Source organism: Rarobacter faecitabidus (assembly GCF_006716265.1).
GTDB lineage: Bacteria > Actinomycetota > Actinomycetes > Actinomycetales > Cellulomonadaceae > Rarobacter > Rarobacter faecitabidus.
On sequence record NZ_VFOS01000001.1, the window covers coordinates 786,888 to 807,644 of the forward strand.

A 20,757-nucleotide genomic window follows, 5' to 3' on the forward strand; every position below is an offset into this window, starting at 1 on the left:
GAGGTGCGGAGTGAGGTCCGGAGTGCGGCGCGGGGGAAGTGGTGTTCCGGAGATTGGCTGAGGCAGCTGGCATTGCTCTAGCGTGTCCGAAGACATCACAGCCCGCGAGCGAACGCTCGCGGGCTGTGGATAACTCGATTGGGGCCTGTCCCCTCGAAGTCGTCGCTCCGGGGATCACGTTCGGATCCGCTCGCACGAGATGCTCCCGGCGATCAGTTCGTGCGACCTACTCGCCGTGCGGTCGGTCGCGTGGCGCGCAGGGGAGGATACTTAGCGCCCGGTCTCTACGAGTCGCCGGCGGCCTTCTCGATCTGGGACAGCCACGATCGGCGTGCGGCCAGGCCATCCTCGATCTCCCGTATCGCCTTGGCATCGCCCGCGCTGGTCGCGGCGGCCAGGTCGGCCTCAAGCCGCTCAATCGCCTCGGTGAGCTGCGCCGACATTCCCGTCGCGCGCGCCTTGACCTCGGGATTCGAGCGCTTCCACTGATCGTCCTCGAAATCGCGAACGGCGGTTTCCACGGCACGCAGCCGGGCCTCGACGCTGTGCATCGATTCGCGCGGAACCTTGCCGGCTGCTTCCCAGCGGTCCTGGACGTCGCGCAGGCGCGTCTTGGCGAACTGGATGTCCGTGATCGGGAGAAGAGCCTCCGCCTCGACGAGTAGAGCCTCCTTGACCTTCAGGTTCTCGGCGAACTCGGCATCAAGCTGCGAGGAGGCCGCGTTGCGAGCCGTGAAGAACTTGTCCTGGGCGGCGCGGAATCGGCTCCACAGGGCATCGTCGTCGCGGCGCCCGGCGTGGCCCGCCTGCTTCCATTGAGCCATCAGATCGCGGTAAGCGGCGGCGGTGTCGCCCCAGGCGATCGAGGTCGAGAGTTTCTCGGCTTCTGCGATGAGCTTCTCCTTGGCAGCCTTGGCCTTGGTGTGCTGCTCCTCGAGCGATGCGAAGAAGTGGCGGCGCTCACGGTCGAACGCCGTGCGGGCGTGCGAGAAACGCTTCCATAGCGCGTCCTCCGTCGGCCTATCGATGCGTGGCCCGGTCTTCTGAGCGTGCTTCCACCGGTCGAGCAGACCGTGCATCTTCTCCGAGGCGGTCTTCCACTGGACGCGCGAGGGGTCCGCTGCGGCGAGTGCCTCGGCGGCGTCCACGATCGCGGTGCGCTCGACAACGGCCTGTTCACGGGCGGCCTTGCGCTCCGCCTCGGCCACCTCGGCCTGCTGGGCCGCGGTCTTCTCGAGTTCGACGAGTTTGCTACGCAACGACGGAAGATCTCCCACGGCGTGTGGCTCTTGCAGTTCCTCCGTCAGGGACTTCAGGGTCGCCGTCGCGTCATTGGGAGTGACGGAACCGGCACTCAAGCGAGTTTCGAAGAGCGTCACCTTGGTCCGCAGGTCGAGGTAGCGCCTTACGTACAGGTCGAGAGCCTCGTCGGCGGCGGTAGCGCCGGGGACCTGGCCTACTACCCGAACGGTCTCGCCGTCGCGCACCGAGACGGTGCCGTCCTCCGCGACCGTGCCGAACTTCTTGGCCTCCGCGATCAGCTCGGCGTCATCGGCTGGCGGCGCGGTGGGCGCGGACGCGGCCGGGGCGACCGCCGATGGAGCGGGTCCGGGACGAGTGGCCCGAAGCGCGGTCGGCTTCGGCACCGGTCGCGGCTTGGGAGTAGGGGCTGGAGTCGATGTCGCAGGCTTGCTGTCGGTGTCTGGGGTCTGAGCCTCGGCCGCGACGGACGCGACGTTTGATTCCCCGGCAATGGGTGTGGCGGGCGCCGCTGTCTCGGCGGGCGCCGCTTCTTCGGCGGATGCGTCATCGGTAGGAGCAGAAGTCGCGGCGCTGCCCGTCTCTTCGGCGGGTGCAGCGGGCTCAGCTGCCTCGGCGACAGCGGCGGGCTCAGCTGCCTCGGCGGGTTCGGAGGCATCCCCAGTACCCGCGTCCGCGACCTCGGCCTGCGCAGCGGCATCGCTTGCCGCGGTCTGTGAGCCGTCGGCGGTTGCCTCGCCAGCGGCCGGAGCAGAATCCACTTCGGCTGCCTGAGTGCCCTGATCAACCGTTTCCTGCGCGGGGGCCTCGTCGGTTGCCTCGGCTGCGGGAACGTTCTGGACTTCGGTGTCTGGGCTCTCGCTCATGACGGTTCTGACTCCTCAAGATGAGCACCTCCAGATGGTCTGGAAGGTGCCGAAACGGTCTCGCATACCGCAGCAGCGAGACGGACACATGCATGGTGTACCGGTCCATTGTATGAATCTTTCCGCGAGTGTCACACACAAATGGTCACGGCCCGGTATCAAATCGCGTAAAGCCGGCCACCCCGACCGTCATGGGACTAGTGTCAGATGCCATGAGCGACGCCCGATACCCCACTCACCTATGTCTCCAAGCGCCCGTATTCGCAACGAATTCGATCATTGTGGAGACAGGAGGATCGGCCGTCATCGTCGATGCCGGGGCAGGCGTTGCCGCAGCCGTGCTGCAACAAATCGAAAAAACCGGCTGGACGCCGATCGCGATCCTCATCACCCACGGCCACGTCGACCACACCTGGGATGCGGCTCACCTGTCTGTGGCATTGGGAATCCCCGTGCTCGTTAGCGACGCCGACCGGTACCAGTTCGACGATCCGTTCGGACTCGATCCGGCGCATCCCGAACGTCGGGACGACCACGGCATGCTCGTGCGGGCGTTCGGCCAGCACGGCCTGCACCCCGGCGACTTCCAGGTGCCGGAGACCCTGCACACGCTGGGTTCGGACGAGGGCCGCGAAGCGCTCGTCCGCATCGCAGGACTATGGGAGGGCGGTTTCCGCGCCATACCCGCCCCCGGCCATACCCCCGGCGCCACGCTGTACGAGTTCAGCGGTGCTGCCATGAGCCCGCTGGTGTGCACCGGCGACGTCCTCTTCCGCTCGTCCATTGGCCGTACCGACCTGCCGGGCGGAGATCACATCGTCATGCAGGCGACTCTGACCCGCCTCGCTGCCGAGATTCCGGGAGACGCCCTCATCATCCCCGGCCATGGCCCCGCCACCACGATGGCACGCGAACTCGGCGTCAACCCCTACCTGCGTGGCATCAGCGGCGTCTAGCCTCCATCGCCTAGCGTGGCCGCCTGGACCGCGCGTCGCCCAACATCTGACAAGATAGGGAACCATGGCACGCCCCGCACCCCTATCTGGCTTCCCCGAGTGGCTTCCGGCCGAACGTATCGTCGAGAACCACGTGCTCGACACCGTTCGGGAGGTCTTCGAACTTCACGGCTTCGCCGGCATCGAGACACGAGCTGTCGAACCCGTCGAGCAGTTGCTGTCCAAGGGTGAGACGTCCAAGGAGATCTACCTCCTCTCGCGGCTCCAGGCCTCCGAGGACGCGCGCTCCGACAAGCAACTCGGCCTGCACTTCGACCTGACGGTTCCCTTCGCGCGCTACGTCGTCGAGAACGCGGGAAAGCTGACGTTCCCTTTCAAGCGCTACCAGATCCAGAAGGTGTGGCGCGGCGAGCGCCCGCAAGACGGCCGTTTCCGTGAGTTCGTCCAGGCGGATATCGACGTCGTCGGGCAGGGGAGCCTGCCGTACCACTTCGAGGTGGAACTGCCACTGATCATGGCCGAGGCGCTCGGGCGGCTGAGCGAGATCGGCCTGCCGCCGGTGAAAGTGCTCGTCAACAACCGCAAGGTCGCCGAGGGCTTCTACCGCGGCCTCGGCCTCGATGCCGTCGAGGAGACGCTGCGGGCCGTCGACAAGCTGGACAAGATCGGACCGAGCGCGGTGGCGACGGCGATCCAGCAGGACGCCGGGGCGACGGACGCGCAGGCCCGAGCGTGCCTCGACCTCGCTGCCATCTCGGGATCCGATGCGGCAGTCCTCGATGACGTCCTCGCGCTCGCGCAGCGGACCGGCGTCTCGCACCCGCTCCTGGACGAGGGCATCGCCGAACTCCGCAGCCTGCTCGTCGCCGCTGCGCGCCGCGCCCCGGGCACGATCGTCGCCGATATGAAGATCGCGCGCGGGCTCGACTACTACACCGGATCGGTCTACGAGACGGTCCTCGTGGGGCACGAGGAACTCGGCTCGATCTGCTCGGGCGGCCGCTACGACACTCTCGCGTCCGATGGAAAGCAGAGCTATCCGGGCGTGGGTCTCTCCATCGGCGTCACACGCGTCGTCTCCCGGCTGCTGAGCGCCAACCTGACGTCGGCCACCCGCTCGGTGCCTACCGCAGTACTCGTCGCCGTGCTGGACGAGGCGCACCGCGAGAGTTCGGATGTGGTGGCCGAACAACTGCGGGCGCGCGGGATCAGCGCCGAAACCTCGCCCGATGCGGCGAAGTTCGGAAAGCAGATCCGCTACGCCGACCGTCGCGGCATCCCCTTCGTGTGGTTCCCCGCGGGAAGCGATGCGGATGGCAACTCGACTCGCCACCAGGTCAAGGACATCCGCTCCGGCGAACAGGTCGATGCTGAGCCGGCCGCGTGGTCCCCGCCGCCGGCCGACCTGCGTCCCGGTGTGCTGCCCGCCGTCCAGGACTGACCGGGGCTTGGCTACGGGGAGGCCGGCGCCTCCTTCGGCGCTGGTCGCGTCAGCAGCATGACGGAGTGACCGCTGACGAGGAGCTTCTGCCCCGCCTCCAATACCGTGCGTGGTGCCGGATCGGCGGGGACGTCCCCCGAATCGACCGTCCTGACCTCGGCGGGGCCATGCGAGCGGCTGGGAGCCGAGATCGCCGGGGCGGTCGTGGAGATCGCGACGGTCCAGGCGTGCCCGTACTGGCTCCCCGGAAGCGTGAACTCGACCGGTTCGGTGTGCGCATTGAACATCACGAGGAAACTGTCGTCCTCGATGCGCTGACCGCGCGTATCGGTCTCCGTGATGGCGCTGCCGTTCAGGAACACGGCCATCGCCCGGGCGTACCCGTCGCGCCAGGCGGCATCGTGCATGGTCGTGCCGTCCGGGTTGAGCCACGCGATGTCGCCCGGACTGTCGTCCTCAGGCGTCGGATCGCCTGCGAAGAATCTGCGCCGATGCAGTAGCGGGTGCCGGCGGCGCAACCTGACCAGTTCCTGCACGAAAGACAGGTGGACTCGTCCAGCCTCTCCGATATCCCAGTTCACCCACGACAGCTCATTGTCCTGGCAGTAGGTGTTGTTGTTTCCCTGCTGGGAACGGCCCAGTTCGTCGCCGTGCGCGATCATCGGCACCCCCTGGGAAAGCAGCAGGGTAGTTAGGAAGTTGCGCATCTGCCGCCACCGCAGCGACTCGATCTGCGCATCGTCGGTGGCTCCCTCGGCGCCGCAGTTCCACGAGCGGTTGTGAGACTCTCCGTCGTTGTTTTCCTCGCCGTTGGCCTCGTTGTGCTTGTCGTTGTAGCTCACTAGGTCGCGTAGCGTGAAGCCGTCGTGCGCCGTGACGAAGTTGACCGATGCCGCCGGTGTGCGTCCGGTGTGCGAATACAGGTCGGAGGAGCCGGCGATCCGGCTCGCGAATTCGCCGAGCTGCGCGGGCTCGCCGCGCCAGAAGTCGCGCACCGTGTCGCGGTAGTGTCCGTTCCACTCCGACCACAGGGGTGGGAATCCGCCCACCTGGTAGCCGCCATCGCCGAGGTCCCAGGGCTCCGCGATCAGTTTCACGCGGCCTACGATCGGATCCTGGTGCACCAGGTCGAAGAACGCTGAGAGCCGGTCGACCTCGTGGAACTGGCGCGCTAGCGTCGAAGCGAGATCAAAGCGGAAGCCGTCGACGTGCATCTCGGTCACCCAGTAGCGCAGCGAGTCCATGATGAGCTGAAGCACTTGGGGATTGCGCATCAGGAGGGAATTTCCGGTGCCGGTGGTGTCGAAATAGTATTCCGGGGACGAGTCCACCAGGCGGTAGTACGCCTGGTTGTCGATGCCGCGGAACGACAGTGTGGGGCCGAGGTGATTGCCCTCGGCGGTGTGGTTATAGACGACATCAAGGATGACCTCGATGTCCGCCTCATGGAGAGTTTTGACGAGGTTCTTGAACTCCTGAACCTGCGCTCCGCGCGAGCCGAATGCCGCGTACGCCCCATGCGGGGCGAAGAAGCCAATGGTGTTGTAGCCCCAGTAGTTGTGCAGGCCCTTCTCCTGCAGGTTGGGGTCGTCGACGAACTGGTGCACGGGCATGAGCTCTATCGCGGTGATGCCAAGTTCCTTGAGGTGGTTGATCACAGCGGGATGGCTCATCCCCGCGTACGTGCCGCGAAGTTCCTCGGGCACCTCGGGATGCAACTGCGTCAGGCCCTTGACGTGGGCCTCGTAAACGATCGTCTCGTGATACTCGTGCCCCGGCGGGCGGTCCTGGCCCCAGTCGAAGTACGGGTTGATGACGACCGAAACCATCGTGTGCGGGGCCGAGTCGTCGTCGTTGCGCTTCTCCGGATCGTCGAAGTCGTACGAGAAGACTGACGGATCAGTGGTCAACTGACCGTCGATCGCCTTGGCGTACGGGTCGAGCAGCAGCTTGTTCGGGTTGCATCGCAGCCCTCGCGGGGGATCGTACGGGCCGTGCACCCGGAAGCCGTAGCGCTGCCCGGGCTGAATGCCCGGCAGGTAGCCGTGCCACACGAAGGCATCCACCTCCGGCAGATCCACGCGGGTCTCTTCGCCATCGTCGTCAAGCAGGCAGAGTTCCACGCGCGTCGCGACCTCGGAGAAGATAGCGAAATTGGTGCCGGCGCCGTCGAAGGTCGCGCCAAGCGGATAGGGGTGCCCCGGCCAGATCAGCATGTACCAACATTGCACTACGACCAGCCCTCTTGTCTCCCCGGCCACGCCCCCTATCCCGACCAAAATGTCGGCAGAATCGTCTCTAGCTGATCGCGGGACTAAAGTTGGTGGTTGTGCTGACCGAGCACACAGCAGACCGAACGCACAAGGAGACTGCAATGGTGGACTTCGACGCTTTGAAGAACAAGGCCGAGGGCCTCGTCGGCGCCGCGAAGGAGCACGCGACCGACGAGCGCATAGACCAGGCTGCGGAAGGCCTCAAGAAGGTCGCACCCGATTCGATCGACGGCGCGATCGACAAGATCGCCGACAAGGCCAAGGGCCTGAACTAGATCAAGGAACCCACCGCGGGCGAACTCGTCCACGGACCTGAAACCCAACCGCAACGAGACCGGGCGCAACTCGCGCGTCCTGCCCGGTTCGCAACCAAGGAGCACCGCCCGTGTCCAGCCCGCTCGACCCGAACGTCCAGCCCGCGCCCACCGAACCGGCGATCGACATCACCGTCGCCGGTGCGCGAACCACGGCCCTGGCCGGATCGACGGCAGCCGAACTCTTCGCGTCCGACCGCTCCATCGTCGTCGCGCGCATCAACGGGGAACTGCGCGATCTCGCGACCGTCCTGAACGCCGGAGACGACGTCGAGCCTGTCACCATCGATTCACCCGACGGACTCGCCGTGCTCCGCCACTCCGCCGCGCACGTGCTGGCCCAGGCCGTCCAGGAGATCAACCCGAAGGCGAAGCTCGGCATCGGCCCGCCGATCACCGACGGCTTCTACTACGACTTCGACGTCGAGACGCCGTTCACCCCGGAGGATCTCGCCGCGCTCGACAAGGCGATGGCGAAGATCATCAAGCAGGGCCAGACGTTCCGCCGTCGTGAGGTATCGGACGAGGATGCGCTCGCGGAACTGGCCGACGAGCCGTACAAGATCGAGCTCATCGGGCTGAAGTCCAACGCGTCCGACGCAGGCGAGGGAGCCGGAGTCGAGGTGGGCGACGGCGGCCTGTCGATCTACGAGAACGTCCTGCGCGACGGCACCGTGGTGTGGCAGGACCTGTGCCGCGGCCCGCACCTGCCCAGCACTCGCCTGATCGGCAACGGCGTCAAGCTCATGCGTTCGGCCGCCGCCTACTGGCGGGGCAGCGAGAAGAATCCGCAGCTCCAGCGCGTCTACGGCACCGCTTGGCCCACCAAGGACGAACTGCGCGCCTACCTCGACCGCCTCGCCGAGGCCGAGCGCCGGGACCACCGCCGCCTCGGCACCGAGTTGGATCTGTTCAGCTTCCCTGACGAGATCGGCTCCGGGCTCGCAGTGTTCCACCCCAAGGGCGGAATCATCCGCATGGAGATGGAGGAGTACTCCCGCCGCCGTCACGTCGAGGCTGACTACTCGTTCGTGAACTCGCCCCACATCACCAAGGCGAAGCTGTTCGAGACCTCGAAGCACCTGGACTGGTACGCCGACGGCATGTACCCGCCCATGAAGCTCGACGAGGAACGCGACTCCGAGGGCAACATCCGCAAGGCGGCGCAGGACTACTACCTCAAGCCCATGAACTGCCCCATGCACAACCTGATCTTCTCCTCGCGCGGACGCTCGTATCGCGAACTGCCACTGCGGCTGTTCGAGTTCGGCACCGTCTATCGCTACGAGAAGTCCGGCGTGGTGCACGGGCTGACGCGCGCTCGCGGCTTCACCCAGGATGACGCGCACATCTACACCACGCGCGAGCAGATGAAGGACGAACTGTCGTCCCTGCTGTCCTTCGTGCTGGACCTGCTGCGCGACTACGGCCTGGAGGACTTCTACCTCGAGCTCTCCACGCGCGATCCCGAGAAGTCGGTGGGCGACGACGAGACGTGGCACGAGGCCACGGAGACGCTGCGCGAGGTTGCGACCGAATCGGGCCTGCACCTGGTGGACGATCCGGGCGGCGCGGCCTTCTACGGCCCGAAGATATCCGTGCAGGCGAAGGACGCTATCGGCCGCACCTGGCAGCTCTCGACGATCCAGCTCGACTTCTTCGAGCCCGAGTTGTTCGAACTCGAGTACGCGGCCGCGGACGGCACGCGCCAGCGGCCAGTCATGATCCACCGCGCGCTCTTCGGGTCGATCGAGCGATTCTTCGCGATCCTCGTCGAGCACTATGCTGGCGCGTTCCCCACCTGGCTCGCCCCGGTGCAGGTCCGAGCGATCCCGGTCGCCGAGGCCTTCGAGGACTACCTGAACGAATTCGTGTCGACGCTGCGTCTCCAGGGCGTGCGGGCCGAACTCGACACGAGCCATGACCGGTTCCCCAAGAAGATCCGCACCGCGTCGAAGGAGAAGATCCCGTTCGTGGTCATCGCGGGCGGCGAGGACGCCGATGCGGGCGCCGTATCATTCCGATTCCGCGACGGCTCTCAGCGCAACGGCATCCCCCTCGCCGAGGCCGCTGAGCTCATCCTCACGTCGATTCGAGATCGGTCTCAGGTGTGAGCGGAGCGGGCGGGGCACGGGTGAACCCCGCGGATGACTTCGCGGGGGACCCCGACGGTTTGCAACGGCTGTGGACCCCCCACCGGATGGCCTACATCGACGGCGATGCGAAGCCCGCCGATGCGTCCGAGAACGCCTGCCCGTTCTGCGCTGCCGTGTCGGGCGACGACGAGAGCCACCTCGTCGTCGCGCGTGGCAGCCGCGCCTACGTGATCCTTAATCTGTTCCCGTACAACTCGGGCCACGTGCTGGTGTGCCCCAATCGGCACGTTGCGGACTACACCGACCTCACAGTGCCGGAGCGCGACGAGGTCGCCGAACTCTCGCAGCAGGCCATGCTCGTGGTGCGAGCCGTCCTGAACCCGCACGGCTTCAATCTCGGGATGAACCAGGGGGACGTCGCAGGCGCTGGCATCGCCGCGCACCTGCATCAGCACATCGTCCCGCGCTGGCTCGGCGACGCCAACTTCTTCCCCATCGTGGCGCAGACCAAGGCGATGCCGCAGCTGCTGTCGCAGACGCGGGACCGGCTCGCGGCAGCGTGGCCCGAGCAAACCACAAGGACAAGCGAGACATCATGATCACTGCGTTACGCGGCGTCATCGGCAAGGCGATGACGCCCCTGGCACGCGCACTGCTGCGCATCGGGGTGAGTCCCGACGCGGTGACGATCATCGGCACCATCGGCACGATCGCGGCCGCGCTGTGGCTGCTGCCGACCGGCCACCTGTTCGTGGGGGCGCTGGTCATCGGCGCGTTCGCGCTGTCTGACGCGCTCGACGGCACGATGGCTCGCCTCTCTGGTCGCAGCGGCCCGTGGGGCGCCTTCCTCGACTCGACACTCGACCGGCTCGCTGACGGCGCGATCTTCACGGCCATCGGGGTGTACTTCCTGGTCCAGCAGGAGGGGAACATCGCCATTGTCGGCGCCAGCCTGGCGGCCGCGTGCGTCGTCTTCGGGTTCACCGTGTCCTACGCCAGGGCGCGTGCCGAAGGGCTGGGCTTCCAGGCCGCCGTGGGTATCGCCGAACGCTCCGAGCGGCTGGTGATCTCGCTGGTGGTCACGGGGTTCGTCGGGATCGGGCTACCCGTCAGTGTGCTCGTGGTCGTGCTCGGCATCATCGCCGTGGCCAGCCTGATCACGGTCGGGCAGCGGATGGCGGCCGTCCGCAGTCAGGCCAAGGCAGCGGACGCGGATACGCCGTGAGCGGGTCCCCGGTCGCCCGCGCCTTTCACCTCGCATGGCGGGTCATTCCCCGGCTCCCGCGCGGGCTGGTGGCCAGGACTGCGGATATTGCCGCCGACGTCACCTGGCTGCTAGGCGGGAAGGGCGTCCGGCAACTCGAGAAGAATCTCGCGCGCGTCACTGGCGGCACGGATCGTCGATCGCTGCGCCGGCTCTCGCGCCGCGGCATGCGCTCCTACTTCCGCTACTTCAGCGAGGCGTTCCAGGTGACGGGATTCTCGGCCGAGGAAATAGCAGCGCGAGTGCGCGCCGAGAACCTGGACGTTCCGCGCGCGCTCCTGGCGCAGGGCAAGGCGCTCGTCCTGGCCCTGGGGCACCTCGGGAACTGGGACCTGGCCGGATTGTGGTCGGTGCATCACTTCGCGAAGGTGACGACCGTCGCTGAACGGCTCGAGCCGCCGGAACTCTTCGAGGAGTTCGTATCGTTTCGCAGCCGCCTCGGCATGGAGATCTTCGCCTTCGGTGACGATGGACTGTTTCGCGACCTGCAGCAGGCGGCGCGAGGGGACGCGAAGATCATCCCCTTGCTGGCCGATCGTGACCTGGGCAAGAGCGGAGTCGAGGTCACTATCGCCGGTCAGGCTGCGCGGGTTGCTGCCGGTCCGGCCGCGCTTGCCGTGAGCACGGGGGCGGAACTCTTCGCCCTCAGGATCTACTACGAGCGGCTCACCGGCGAGCGCAGGCGGCGAGCGCGTTCGCGCTGGGGTATCGTCCTGTCATTCTCGGATCAGATTATGGTCGACGACGTGGCCGGTCCGACGCGCGAGCGGGTCCGTGTGGTCTCGCAGCGGTGGGTCGACGCCCTCTTCGCCGGCGTCGCCGAGCACCCGGAGGATTGGCACATGCTGCAGAAGGTGTTCGTCGCCGATCTCGATCCCGAGAAATACCGTCGGATAACGGGGGAGGGGTCCAGGTCTTGATCGAACCGGTCGGCCCGTTACGAGTGGGCATCGTCTGCCCCTACTCCTTCGACGCCCCCGGCGGCGTCCAATTCCACGTCCGGGATCTCGCCAAGGCGCTGGTCAACGCCGGACACCACGCTTCCGTCCTGGCACCCGCGGATGAGGACACGGTGCTCCCGCCGCATGTCGTCGGCGCGGGCGGGGCGCTTGCGGTCCGATACAACGGATCGGTCGCGCGGCTGGCATTCGGCCCGAGGGCGGCCGCGCGCGTCCGCCGATGGCTCAACGAGGGCAACTTCGACATCCTCCACCTGCACGAGCCCGCGACCCCGTCGCTGTCGATGCTTGCGCTTTGGATCGCGCAGGGGCCGATCGCCGCGACCTTTCACACATCGCTGGTACGCTCGCGCGCGTTGCAGATAGCCTCGCCGATGGTGCGGCCCTCCCTGGAGAAGATCGACGCGCGGATCGCCGTTTCCGAGGATGCGCGCAGGACGCTCATCGACCACCTCGGCGGCGACGCCGTGGTGATTCCCAATGGGGTATTCGTGGACGAGTTCTCCGGCGCTCCGACACGACCTGACTGGTCCGGCAGACCGGGTGCTCCCACAGTGGCGTTCCTGGGCAGGCTGGACGAACCCCGCAAGGGTCTGCCGGTACTGACCGCAGCCATTCCCAAGGTGCTCGAGCAGATCCCGGGTGCCCGGTTCCTGATCGCCGGTCGCGGGGACGAGGGGGAGGCCGCTGCGCGAGCCGCCCTCGGGGACGCGATCGGCCAGGTGGAGTTCCTCGGCGGTGTCTCGGACGAGGACAAGGCCTCGCTGCTGGCGTCTGTCGACGCATACGTTGCACCGCAGACGGGCGGCGAGAGCTTCGGGATCGTGCTGGTGGAGGCGATGGCGGCGGGTACCGCGGTCGTTGCGAGCGATCTGCCCGCCTTCGAGCGCGTACTGGAGGGCGGCAACGCGGGTGCGGTGTTCTGCAATGAGGATGCGGATTCGCTGGCGACCCGTCTCGTCGAGATTCTCACAGACGATGAATTGCGCCGAGGCTTCAGCGAGCGAGGCGCGGAGCGCGCCCTGACGTTCGACTGGGCGCAGGTGACCGGACAGGTGCTCAACGTGTACCAGACGGTGCTTGCCGGAGCTGCGGCGCTCGGCGCGGTGGGCGAGGACCCGCATGCGGAGTCGCGCCGGTCGCGTCGAGAGCGGTTGCGCGGCGAAATCAAGCGAGGGGAGTGAGCAGATGGCCTGGTCTGAGACTTTCCTCATCGTCCTCGGCGTCGCCCTGCTGGTGGGGCTCTGGGCCGCACGATTCGCTCGGCGTCTGGACAGGCTGCACCGCAAGGTGCTGGCCTCGCGCATGGCGCTCGAGGCGCAATTGCTGCGGCGGGCGAACATCGCCAGCCGGATCGCCACGGCGGCTTGCTTCGATCCGGTCACATCGGTGCTCGTCCTCGCGGCCGCGGACGAGGCCGCCGCGACGCGCTCCAACGCGGACAGGGCGCTGCTCGATGCGGTGCCCGATCTTGCGGATGCGCTTGGCGTGCGCGTGACGCGGGACGCGTCGGGGCCGTCGAACGCGGCAGTCGTGCGCGGGCTCGAACAGATGGGCATCGATCAGCAGCGCGTCGACGCCGAGAACGGCCTCAGCCTGACTTTGCGCGAGGCGCTCGATGACGGGGACGAGGTCGCGTTGCTTTACAGCGACACCGAGTCCGCCGAACTTCTCGAGGATCTTGCCGCGGCCTGGTATCGCAGTCAGCTCGCGCGGCGATTCCACAACGAGTCCGTCTCCCAGGTTCAACTGGCGCGCAAGAACCTCGGCGTGCGGATCCTGCATCTCGCCGGGCACGCGGTGATGCCGCAGCCGGTGGACCTCGATGACACCTGGCCGCGCAACCTCAAAGCTCCGGACGGCGCTGTCACGACGTGACGGAGGCCTCGTCCTCAATCACCCGCGCCCGAGCGCAGGTCGGGCGCGCCCCGCCATCGTGGACAAGCCGCGCCATACGTCGTGTGCGCCAACTTTGTTCGCTTGCGGCAGTCCGCGCAGGGGCAAACGAATGAAATTCGAGCAAGCGATGGGGACTGGTCCGAGGGTGGTCCAGCGCGTTGCCATCATCTGGGCGTGGACGCGAAAGGGCGGTCGTCCAGCGTAGGATGGACTGCGCTCCTTCCGCTTCAGCGCGGATAGAACCCAAATCTTCGAAATGAGGTAGCTGTGGCAAGCGAGACTGGCGAGAATTCGGCATCGACGGTCGGAACACTCCGCGTAAAGCGCGGAATGGCCGAGATGCTCAAGGGCGGCGTGATCATGGACGTCGTCACGGCGGATCAGGCGAAGATCGCCGAGGACGCCGGCGCTGTCGCGGTCATGGCACTCGAGCGGGTACCAGCCGACATCCGTGCGCAGGGCGGCGTTTCGCGCATGAGCGACCCGGACATGATCCAGGGCATCATCGAGGCGGTCTCCATCCCCGTGATGGCCAAGGCGCGCATCGGTCACTTCGTCGAGGCGCAGGTTCTGCAGTCGCTTGGCGTTGACTACGTGGATGAGTCCGAGGTGCTCACGCCTGCCGACTACGCCAACCACATCGACAAGTGGGCGTTCACCGTGCCGTTCGTCTGCGGTGCCACCAACCTGGGCGAGGCGCTGCGACGCATCACCGAAGGTGCGGCGATGATCCGCTCCAAGGGTGAGGCCGGCACCGGAGACGTCTCCAACGCCACGACCCACATGCGGCAGATCCGCGATGAGATTCGCCGCCTCACATCGCTTCCCGAGGACGAGCTCTACGTCGCCGCCAAGGAGTTGCAGGCTCCGTACGACCTGGTGCGCGAGATCGCGACCACGGGCAAGCTGCCCGTCGTGCTCTTCACCGCGGGCGGTATCGCCACGCCGGCCGACGCTGCGATGATGATGCAGCTCGGAGCCGAGGGCGTGTTCGTCGGCTCGGGCATCTTCAAGTCGGGCAACCCCGCGCAGCGGGCTTCCGCCATCGTCAAGGCGACTACGTCGTACGACGACCCGGACGTGATCGCTAACGTCTCGCGCGGGCTGGGCGAGGCGATGGTCGGCATCAACGTGGACGATATTCCCGTTCCGCACCGGCTTGCCGAGCGCGGTTGGTGACCCACCCGCTCGATTCTTGGAGCGTCGCCCCCGACGGTGTGCGCGAACGCGAGGCTGCTCGCGTCGTGCTCATGAACCGTCGGGGGCGCGCTCTTCTTGTTCGCGGCCACGACACGGATCAACCTGACCGCTCGTGGTGGTTCACAGTCGGCGGCGGGATCGAAGCCGGCGAGGATGCCCGCGCCGCCGCCGTACGTGAGGTCCGCGAGGAGACGGGCATCGTGCTCGATGCGGATGCCCTGGTCGGGCCGATCGTGACTCGCACGGGCATCTTCGACTTCTTCCGCGAGACGTGCCGGCAGCGCGAGGTCTTCTTCGCCGTGTGGCTCGACGATGACTCCCTTGCACCCCTCGACGTGGCGGGCTGGACCGAGGCCGAGCGAGACGTGCTCGATGAGTTTTCCTGGTGGAGCGGAGCGGAATTGCGCACTCAGGGGCTCGAGTATTTCCCGGCTGAGTTGCCGGATCTCATCGACCATCTCGCAGGTGGCTGGGACGGCCGCGTCAGGGAACTCGGGGTGGCCCGGGACTAGGTGCGAGCGCTCGCATGCGCTCGCGAGCGCGCCGTGCGGCGGGAGCGGTAAGACCTGCGACGAGGAATCCGATTGCGCCACCACCAGCGAGGACCATCAGAAAGCCTGCAACAGCCGAGACGCGCGCCATGGTGAATATCGAATCGACGCGGGATTCCGGCGTCAGCGCCCATTGCAGCCCCGGGGGATACGGCTCGGGTGGAATCAGCGTCAGGCCATCTGCGCCCTCGAGGGAGACTTTGCCGAACACGTTCAGGACGTAGTCAGCGTTGCCGCTGAGGATTGGCCAAACGACCTCGCTGACGTTTGCCTGATGTCCCGACGGATCGACAGGCATCCAATGCCGATGATCGTCAACTGCTTCCCCGGGCGTTTCGGGGCGGGACTGCCTGCCATCGGCGGATCCATCGCGCGCGAATGCTGCACGTGACGGCTCAGAGGCGGATCGGCCATGGCGACATGCTAATCGCAAGATCGCCAGATCGCGTCGGGTGGTAGCGGGCGCGTGCACGCCCTTGACCTGAAGTGTGACAAGCGCGTTCGTAGCTGCCAGTCAGGCTATTCGCTGTAGAACGGGCGCTGAGGTTCGACGGGCGCCGCTGCGCCCCAGTTCCCGGCCTGTGGGGGTTGCGGCCCGCCCCAGTTCCCGGCCTGTGGCGGTTGCGGCCCGCCCCAGTTCCCGGCCTGCTGTGCCAGTTTCCGCTTGCGAGACGCCCGCACCGCCCACAGGATGATGCCCCAGATTAGGAACACGCTCGCGAAGAAACCGAGCACGATGGTCGCGATGAGGGCGATGAAGGCCGTTCGCGCCTTGGCGGCAATGCCGTCGACGGTGCCCTGCTCCACAAACGTGAGCTCGAACCCGGTCGGCACCTGCGCCGAACTCGCGACGGTCACGAAGTACGGGCCGTCGCTCGTCGCCGTGAACCTCCCGACCGGCGACAGCACCTCCTCGATGAACGTGCCCAGGCTTTCAAAAGTGGTGGGAGCCAGGTCCACTACGGCCCCAGCGCTGTCCTCTAGAACGATGTCGGACGCGCTGATGCGGTAGATCGAACTGGAACTGGAGGACGAGGAACTCCAGTCGGAGCCGTCATTGCCACGAGTGGACGTCGTCGACGTCATCACCGACGGGAAGATCACGTAGGTTCGCCCGGCCTTCAGGCCTTCGGCCGTGAACCCATTGGACTCGTCCGCCACCGCTCCGGAGGTGATCTCCTTTGGCATCGCCGCGACGTTCACGACGATGACAGCGATGAGACCGATGCACACCACCGTGAGCGCGATGCCGAGGAAGGTGAGGACCTTTCCAAGGCCGGTCGCTGTCTTCGGCGGTGAGGGCTGCCCCGGGTACTGCGGCTGAGCTGGGTACTGGGGCGTCACGTAGTCGGTCATGCGACCATCGTAGGCTGGCACGAAATTTCGCGCGTGCTAGCCTGAAGGCGAGATCGATACGATCTCCCGGACGAGCGGTGTCGTACCCGGCCAGCGACAAGACGACCCTCAAGGAGTTGTCATGTCCTGGCTCATTCTCATAATCTCGGGTGTGCTCGAATCCGTGTGGGCGTTGGCCCTCGGTCGTAGCGACGGCCTGAGCAAACTTGGCCCCACCATCACCTTCTTCGTCGCGGTTGTTGCGTCCATGTTCGGACTGGCCATCGCCATGCGCGACCTGCCGACATCGACGGCATACGCCGTTTGGGTCGGCATCGGCGCGACGCTGACGGCCGCCTACTCGATGATCTCGGGGGCCGAGGCGATCTCGGTCGTCCGCATCCTGCTCGTCGCAGGCATCGTCGGATGCGTCATCGGACTGAAGCTCGCCCACTAGCGCTCTCACACCGCGCTGTCACACCGTGCGGACACCGGTTGGGGTCGTTCGACACCCGCGATATCGGGTGCTCGGGAGCCCTAACCGGTGTTTGCGGGATTCTGTGGAGGTGTCTGGTCGAATCGGCAGTGTGAAACGCGTAGAAGCGCGTTAGCCCACTACCTCGTCCGTGGCGGGCGCCGCGAACTGTGCCTCGTACAGGTCGGCGTAGACCCCGCCCGCCGCGATCAGTTCCGCATGCGACCCCTGCTCGACGATGGCCCCGTGGTTCATCACGAGGATGAGGTCGGCGTCCCGAATCGTCGAAAGACGGTGGGCGATCACGAAACTCGTGCGGTCCGCGCGCAGCGCGTTCATCGCCTTTTGGACGAGCACTTCCGTGCGAGTGTCCACGCTTGAGGTAGCCTCGTCCAGAATCAGGATGCTCGGACGCGCCAGGTATGCGCGGGCGATCGTGATGAGCTGTTTCTGGCCGATCGAGATGTTCGTGGCCTCATCGTTCAGCACCGTGTCGTAGCCGTCGGGCAGGGCGCGCACGAAGCGATCGACGTAGGTCGCTCTCGCGGCGTCGACAATCTCGTCCTCAGTGGCGTCGATACGACCGTAGGCGATGTTGTCGCGGATGGTTCCGGCGAACAGCCACGTGTCCTGCAGCACCATGCCTGTACGCGAACGCAGGTCGGCGCGCGTCATCTTGGATATGTCCACGTCGTCGAGCGTGATCCGGCCGCCGCCCAGTTCGTAGAACCGCATGATGAGGTTCACCAGCGTGGTCTTGCCGGCGCCGGTGGGACCCACGATCGCGATGGTCTGACCCGGCTTGGCCTCGAACGACAAGTCTTCGATGAGCGGCTCATCCGGGGTGTAGCTGAACTTCACGTGATCGAACACTAAGTGGCCGTGAGTACCCTCGGCGGTGTCGGGATGGGCAGGGTCGGGCCGCTGCGGTTCGGCGTCGAGGACCTCGAAGACGCGTTCCGCCGAGGCGACCCCCGATTGGAGCAGGTTCATCATCGCGCCGATCTGGCTGAGCGGCTGCGTGAACTGACGCGAGTACTGGATAAAGGCCTGTACTCGTCCCAGGGTCATGTGGCCGCCCGCTACCTGGATGCCACCGACCACGGCGATCGCCACGTAGACCAGGTTCCCGACGAACATCATCGCGGGCATGATGATGCCGGAGATGAACTGGGCCTTGAAACTCGCCTCGTACAGCGAGCCGTTGAGGCCCTCGAAATCCTTGCGTGAGGCTTTCGTATGACCGAACACCTTCACAAGCGAGTGCCCCGTGTAGTTCTCCTCGACGTGCGCGTTCAGTTCACCGGTGTGCTTCCACTGGGCGATGAAGTACTTCTGGGAGCGTTTCGCGATCGCCCGTGTCACGACCAGCATGACGGGGATGCTCACGACGGCGATGATCGTCAGTAGCGGTGATGTGACCACCATCATCACGATGATTCCCACGACGGTCAGCACGCTCGTCAGCAGTTGCGCGAGCGTTTGCTGAAGAGACTGGGCGACGTTGTCGATGTCGTTCGTCACCCGGCTAAGCAGTTCCCCGCGCTGCATCCGGTCGGTGTAGCTGAGCGGCACCGTGTTGAGCTTCGCTTCGACGTCGCGCCGCAATCGGTACATGGTGCGCTGCACGACGCCGTTCAACAGGTAGCCCTGCAGGTATCCGAAGAGCGATGCGAGGACATAGATCGCCAGGACGCCCAGCAGGACATTGCGCAACTGGCCGAAGTCAATCCCGGCGCCGGGGACCAGGTCCATGCCCTGAATCATGTCCGCCTTCGTCGTCTCCCCGGCCGCGCGGAGCTGGTCGACGACCTGTTCCTGGGTCACTCCGGCGGGAATCTGCGAGGAGATGACGCCGGAGAAGATCAGGTCCGTGCCGGCTCCCAGAATGCGCGGGCCGATCACGGACAGCGTCACTGAGAGGACGGTGAAGCCGAGCACCGTGATCATGCCGAGCCGTTCTGGGCGAAGCAGTCCGATCAGCCGCTTGACGATCGGCCAGAAGTTCGCCGATCGCTCGACGGGCATCGCGAGTGCCGCGCCGCCGTGCCCGGGGCCGCCGCCGGGGCGCGGGTGGCGGGGCGCACCGGATTTCTGATCCGCCATCAGTTGGCCTCCGATGCTTGAAGTTGCGAGGAGACGATCTCGGCGTACGTCTGCGACGTGGCCAGGAGATGCTCGTGGGTTCCGATCGCGAGCACCTTGCCGTCGTCCAGGACGATGATCTGGTCTGCGTCAGTGATGGTCGCTACGCGCTGCGCGACGATCAGCTTGGTCACGCCCGGGACTCGCTCGATCAGGGCAGCGCGCAGTGCGGCGTCGGTTCTGGTGTCGAGCGCCGAGAACGAATCGTCGAACACGTAAAGGTCCGGGTGCTTGACCAGTGCCCGGGCGATTGCGAGGCGCTGACGCTGGCCGCCTGAGACGTTTGTGCCGCCCTGATTGATCGGGGCATCCAGCCCGCCGTCCATCTGGGCGACGAAGCCATCGGCCTGGGCGATCTCGAGGGCGGCGGAGATCTCGTCCTCGCTGGCCGAGGCATTGCCGTACTGCAGATTCGAGCGGACCGTGCCCGAGAACAGTAGGGGCTTTTGCGGGACGAGCCCGATGCGGGCCCACAGCGATTCCGGTTCCAAAGCGCGCACGTCCTGGCCATCGACCCGGATGCTGCCCTCCGTGGCGTCCATGAGGCGCGCGATCAGGTTCACGATGGTCGACTTGCCGGCGCCGGTCGAGCCGATGATTGCCGTGGTGGAGCCCGCCGGAATGGTGAAGGATACGTCCCGCAGCACCGGATCCTCGGCGCCGGGGTAGCGGTAGGTCACGTGGTCGAACGCCAGCGTCGCCGGGCCGCGCGACGAGATAGCGGCACCGACGGTGTCGGGGACCGAGGTCGTTGTGTCGAGCACCTCGGTCACGCGCTCGGCCGATACGGCGGCGCGCGGCACGATCGCGGTGAGCATCGTCGTCATCATCACGGCCATGAGGATCTGGACGATGTAGGACAGGAACGCGAAGAGCGTCCCCACCTCGAGGCCGTCGCGCACCCGGAAGGCGCCGAACCAGATCACTGCCACGCTGGAAACGTTGAGCGCGAGCAGCACGAACGGGAACATGAGTGCGAACAGGCGTCCCGCCCGCGTGGATATGTCCGTGAGCTCGTGGTTCGTCTCGTCGAACCGCTTCTCCTCGTAGGGCTCCCGGACGAACGCGCGCAGCACGCGCATGCCGGTGAGTTGCTCGCGCAGGATGCGGTTGACGCTGTCCACGAGGCGCTGCTGACGCTGGAAAAGCGGCACCATGCGCGAGATGATCAGTGACACGCCGACAAGCAGGATCGGGACGGCTATCGCGATGATCCACGACAGTTTCATGTCGAGCCGGAGCGCCATAATCACGCCGCCGACCGCCATGATGGGGGCCGAGATCAGGAAGGTCGTGCTCATCTGCACGAGCGTCTGCACCTGCTGGATGTCATTGGTCGTGCGCGTGATCAGGCTCGGGGTGCCGAAGTCCGCCACCTCGCGTGCGGAGAAGTCGCCGACGTGGTTGAAGATCGCGGCGCGGGAATCTCGTCCAAAGCGCATGGCCACGATGGATCCGAAGAACACGGCCGCCACCTGCGCGGCGATCTGCACGCCCGAGAAGATCAGCATGATGCCGCCCATGCGCATCACATAGCCGGTGTCCCCGACGGCGACGCCGCGGTCGATGATGTCGGCCGTGAGGGTGGGCAGGTAGAGGGACGCGACCGTCTGTATCGCCTGAAAGACGACGACCGCGGCGAGCAGGTGCCAGTGGGGGCGCAGGTACTTCGCGATGAGCCGGATGAGCGTCAAGAGTGGACCACCGTAAGCATGACGGTCAT

The 20,757-nt window shown here is 66.3% G+C and carries 18 protein-coding genes and 1 riboswitch; of the genes, 12 read left to right on the forward strand and 6 right to left on the reverse strand.

Annotated features, from left to right (window positions below; translation table 11 throughout):
* Nucleotides 1-284: 284 nt before the first annotated feature.
* On the reverse strand, nucleotides 285-2,126 hold the full coding sequence (locus FB461_RS03525) for a DUF349 domain-containing protein (protein WP_142119022.1): 1,842 nt from the start codon (nucleotides 2,124-2,126) through the stop codon (nucleotides 285-287).
* A gap of 212 nt (nucleotides 2,127-2,338) precedes the next feature.
* Between FB461_RS03525 and FB461_RS03530 the strand changes: the two genes are divergently transcribed.
* Nucleotides 2,339-3,082 (forward strand): MBL fold metallo-hydrolase, encoded by a 744-nt coding sequence (locus tag FB461_RS03530; RefSeq protein ID WP_170222595.1) that lies wholly within the window; start codon nucleotides 2,339-2,341, stop codon nucleotides 3,080-3,082.
* A gap of 64 nt (nucleotides 3,083-3,146) precedes the next feature.
* The gene (hisS, locus tag FB461_RS03535; RefSeq protein ID WP_142119026.1) at nucleotides 3,147-4,523 is read left to right on the forward strand and encodes a histidine--tRNA ligase; all 1,377 of its coding nucleotides are present in this window, start codon (nucleotides 3,147-3,149) and stop codon (nucleotides 4,521-4,523) included.
* 11 nt (nucleotides 4,524-4,534) lie between these two features.
* Here the strand turns inward: hisS and glgX are convergent, their stop codons facing one another.
* Complete coding sequence (gene glgX, locus FB461_RS03540; RefSeq protein WP_142119028.1) at nucleotides 4,535-6,739, reverse strand: glycogen debranching protein GlgX; 2,205 nt, start codon at nucleotides 6,737-6,739, stop codon at nucleotides 4,535-4,537.
* 158 nt (nucleotides 6,740-6,897) lie between these two features.
* Here glgX and FB461_RS11955 point away from each other — a divergent pair, with 158 nt between their 5' ends.
* The 9 genes from FB461_RS11955 to FB461_RS03580 all read left to right on the forward strand — a co-directional run bounded on the left by FB461_RS11955 (nucleotide 6,898) and on the right by FB461_RS03580 (nucleotide 15,040).
* Nucleotides 6,898-7,071, forward strand: coding sequence for a hypothetical protein (locus FB461_RS11955; RefSeq protein WP_170222596.1), 174 nt, complete (start codon nucleotides 6,898-6,900; stop codon nucleotides 7,069-7,071).
* Nucleotides 7,072-7,181: 110 nt separating this feature from the next.
* A complete protein-coding gene (thrS, locus tag FB461_RS03545) occupies nucleotides 7,182-9,224 on the forward strand; it encodes a threonine--tRNA ligase (RefSeq protein WP_425466878.1) in 2,043 nt (680 codons plus the stop codon).
* Nucleotides 9,225-9,244: 20 nt separating this feature from the next.
* Complete coding sequence (locus tag FB461_RS03550) at nucleotides 9,245-9,805, forward strand: HIT family protein (RefSeq protein ID WP_342776105.1); 561 nt, start codon at nucleotides 9,245-9,247, stop codon at nucleotides 9,803-9,805.
* Complete coding sequence (pgsA, locus tag FB461_RS03555) at nucleotides 9,802-10,431, forward strand: phosphatidylinositol phosphate synthase (protein ID WP_142119030.1); 630 nt, start codon at nucleotides 9,802-9,804, stop codon at nucleotides 10,429-10,431. Before FB461_RS03550 ends, pgsA begins: the two co-directional genes overlap by 4 nt.
* Nucleotides 10,428-11,390, forward strand: coding sequence for a phosphatidylinositol mannoside acyltransferase (locus FB461_RS03560; RefSeq protein WP_142119032.1), 963 nt, complete (start codon nucleotides 10,428-10,430; stop codon nucleotides 11,388-11,390). The genes pgsA and FB461_RS03560 overlap by 4 nt, the downstream gene beginning before the upstream one ends.
* On the forward strand, nucleotides 11,387-12,613 hold the full coding sequence (locus FB461_RS03565) for a glycosyltransferase family 4 protein (protein WP_281282058.1): 1,227 nt from the start codon (nucleotides 11,387-11,389) through the stop codon (nucleotides 12,611-12,613). Before FB461_RS03560 ends, FB461_RS03565 begins: the two co-directional genes overlap by 4 nt.
* 4 nt (nucleotides 12,614-12,617) lie before the next feature.
* Nucleotides 12,618-13,307 (forward strand): hypothetical protein, encoded by a 690-nt coding sequence (locus FB461_RS03570; protein ID WP_142119034.1) that lies wholly within the window; start codon nucleotides 12,618-12,620, stop codon nucleotides 13,305-13,307.
* A 288-nt stretch (nucleotides 13,308-13,595) separates the two neighbouring features.
* On the forward strand, nucleotides 13,596-14,507 hold the full coding sequence (gene pdxS / locus FB461_RS03575; RefSeq protein ID WP_142119036.1) for a pyridoxal 5'-phosphate synthase lyase subunit PdxS: 912 nt from the start codon (nucleotides 13,596-13,598) through the stop codon (nucleotides 14,505-14,507).
* Complete coding sequence (locus FB461_RS03580; protein ID WP_246045994.1) at nucleotides 14,504-15,040, forward strand: NUDIX hydrolase; 537 nt, start codon at nucleotides 14,504-14,506, stop codon at nucleotides 15,038-15,040. Before pdxS ends, FB461_RS03580 begins: the two co-directional genes overlap by 4 nt.
* On the opposite strand, the gene FB461_RS03585 is transcribed toward FB461_RS03580, so the two are convergent.
* Complete coding sequence (locus tag FB461_RS03585; RefSeq protein WP_142119038.1) at nucleotides 15,012-15,377, reverse strand: hypothetical protein; 366 nt, start codon at nucleotides 15,375-15,377, stop codon at nucleotides 15,012-15,014. The genes FB461_RS03580 and FB461_RS03585 overlap by 29 nt on opposite strands.
* A gap of 221 nt (nucleotides 15,378-15,598) precedes the next feature.
* A complete protein-coding gene (locus FB461_RS03590; protein WP_142119040.1) occupies nucleotides 15,599-16,435 on the reverse strand; it encodes a hypothetical protein in 837 nt (278 codons plus the stop codon).
* 46 nt (nucleotides 16,436-16,481) lie between these two features.
* Nucleotides 16,482-16,546, forward strand: a riboswitch (guanidine-III (ykkC-III) riboswitch).
* A 10-nt stretch (nucleotides 16,547-16,556) separates the two neighbouring features.
* On the opposite strand from FB461_RS03590, the gene FB461_RS03595 reads away from it, so the two are divergent.
* Nucleotides 16,557-16,871, forward strand: a complete 315-nt coding sequence (locus tag FB461_RS03595; protein ID WP_142119042.1) for a DMT family transporter — start codon at nucleotides 16,557-16,559, stop codon at nucleotides 16,869-16,871.
* Between the two features lie 150 nt (nucleotides 16,872-17,021).
* On the opposite strand, the gene FB461_RS03600 is transcribed toward FB461_RS03595, so the two are convergent.
* Complete coding sequence (locus tag FB461_RS03600) at nucleotides 17,022-18,995, reverse strand: ABC transporter ATP-binding protein (protein ID WP_142119044.1); 1,974 nt, start codon at nucleotides 18,993-18,995, stop codon at nucleotides 17,022-17,024.
* Complete coding sequence (locus tag FB461_RS03605) at nucleotides 18,995-20,728, reverse strand: ABC transporter ATP-binding protein (RefSeq protein WP_142119046.1); 1,734 nt, start codon at nucleotides 20,726-20,728, stop codon at nucleotides 18,995-18,997. The genes FB461_RS03600 and FB461_RS03605 overlap by 1 nt, the downstream gene beginning before the upstream one ends.
* Between the last annotated feature and the right edge of the window lie 29 nt (nucleotides 20,729-20,757).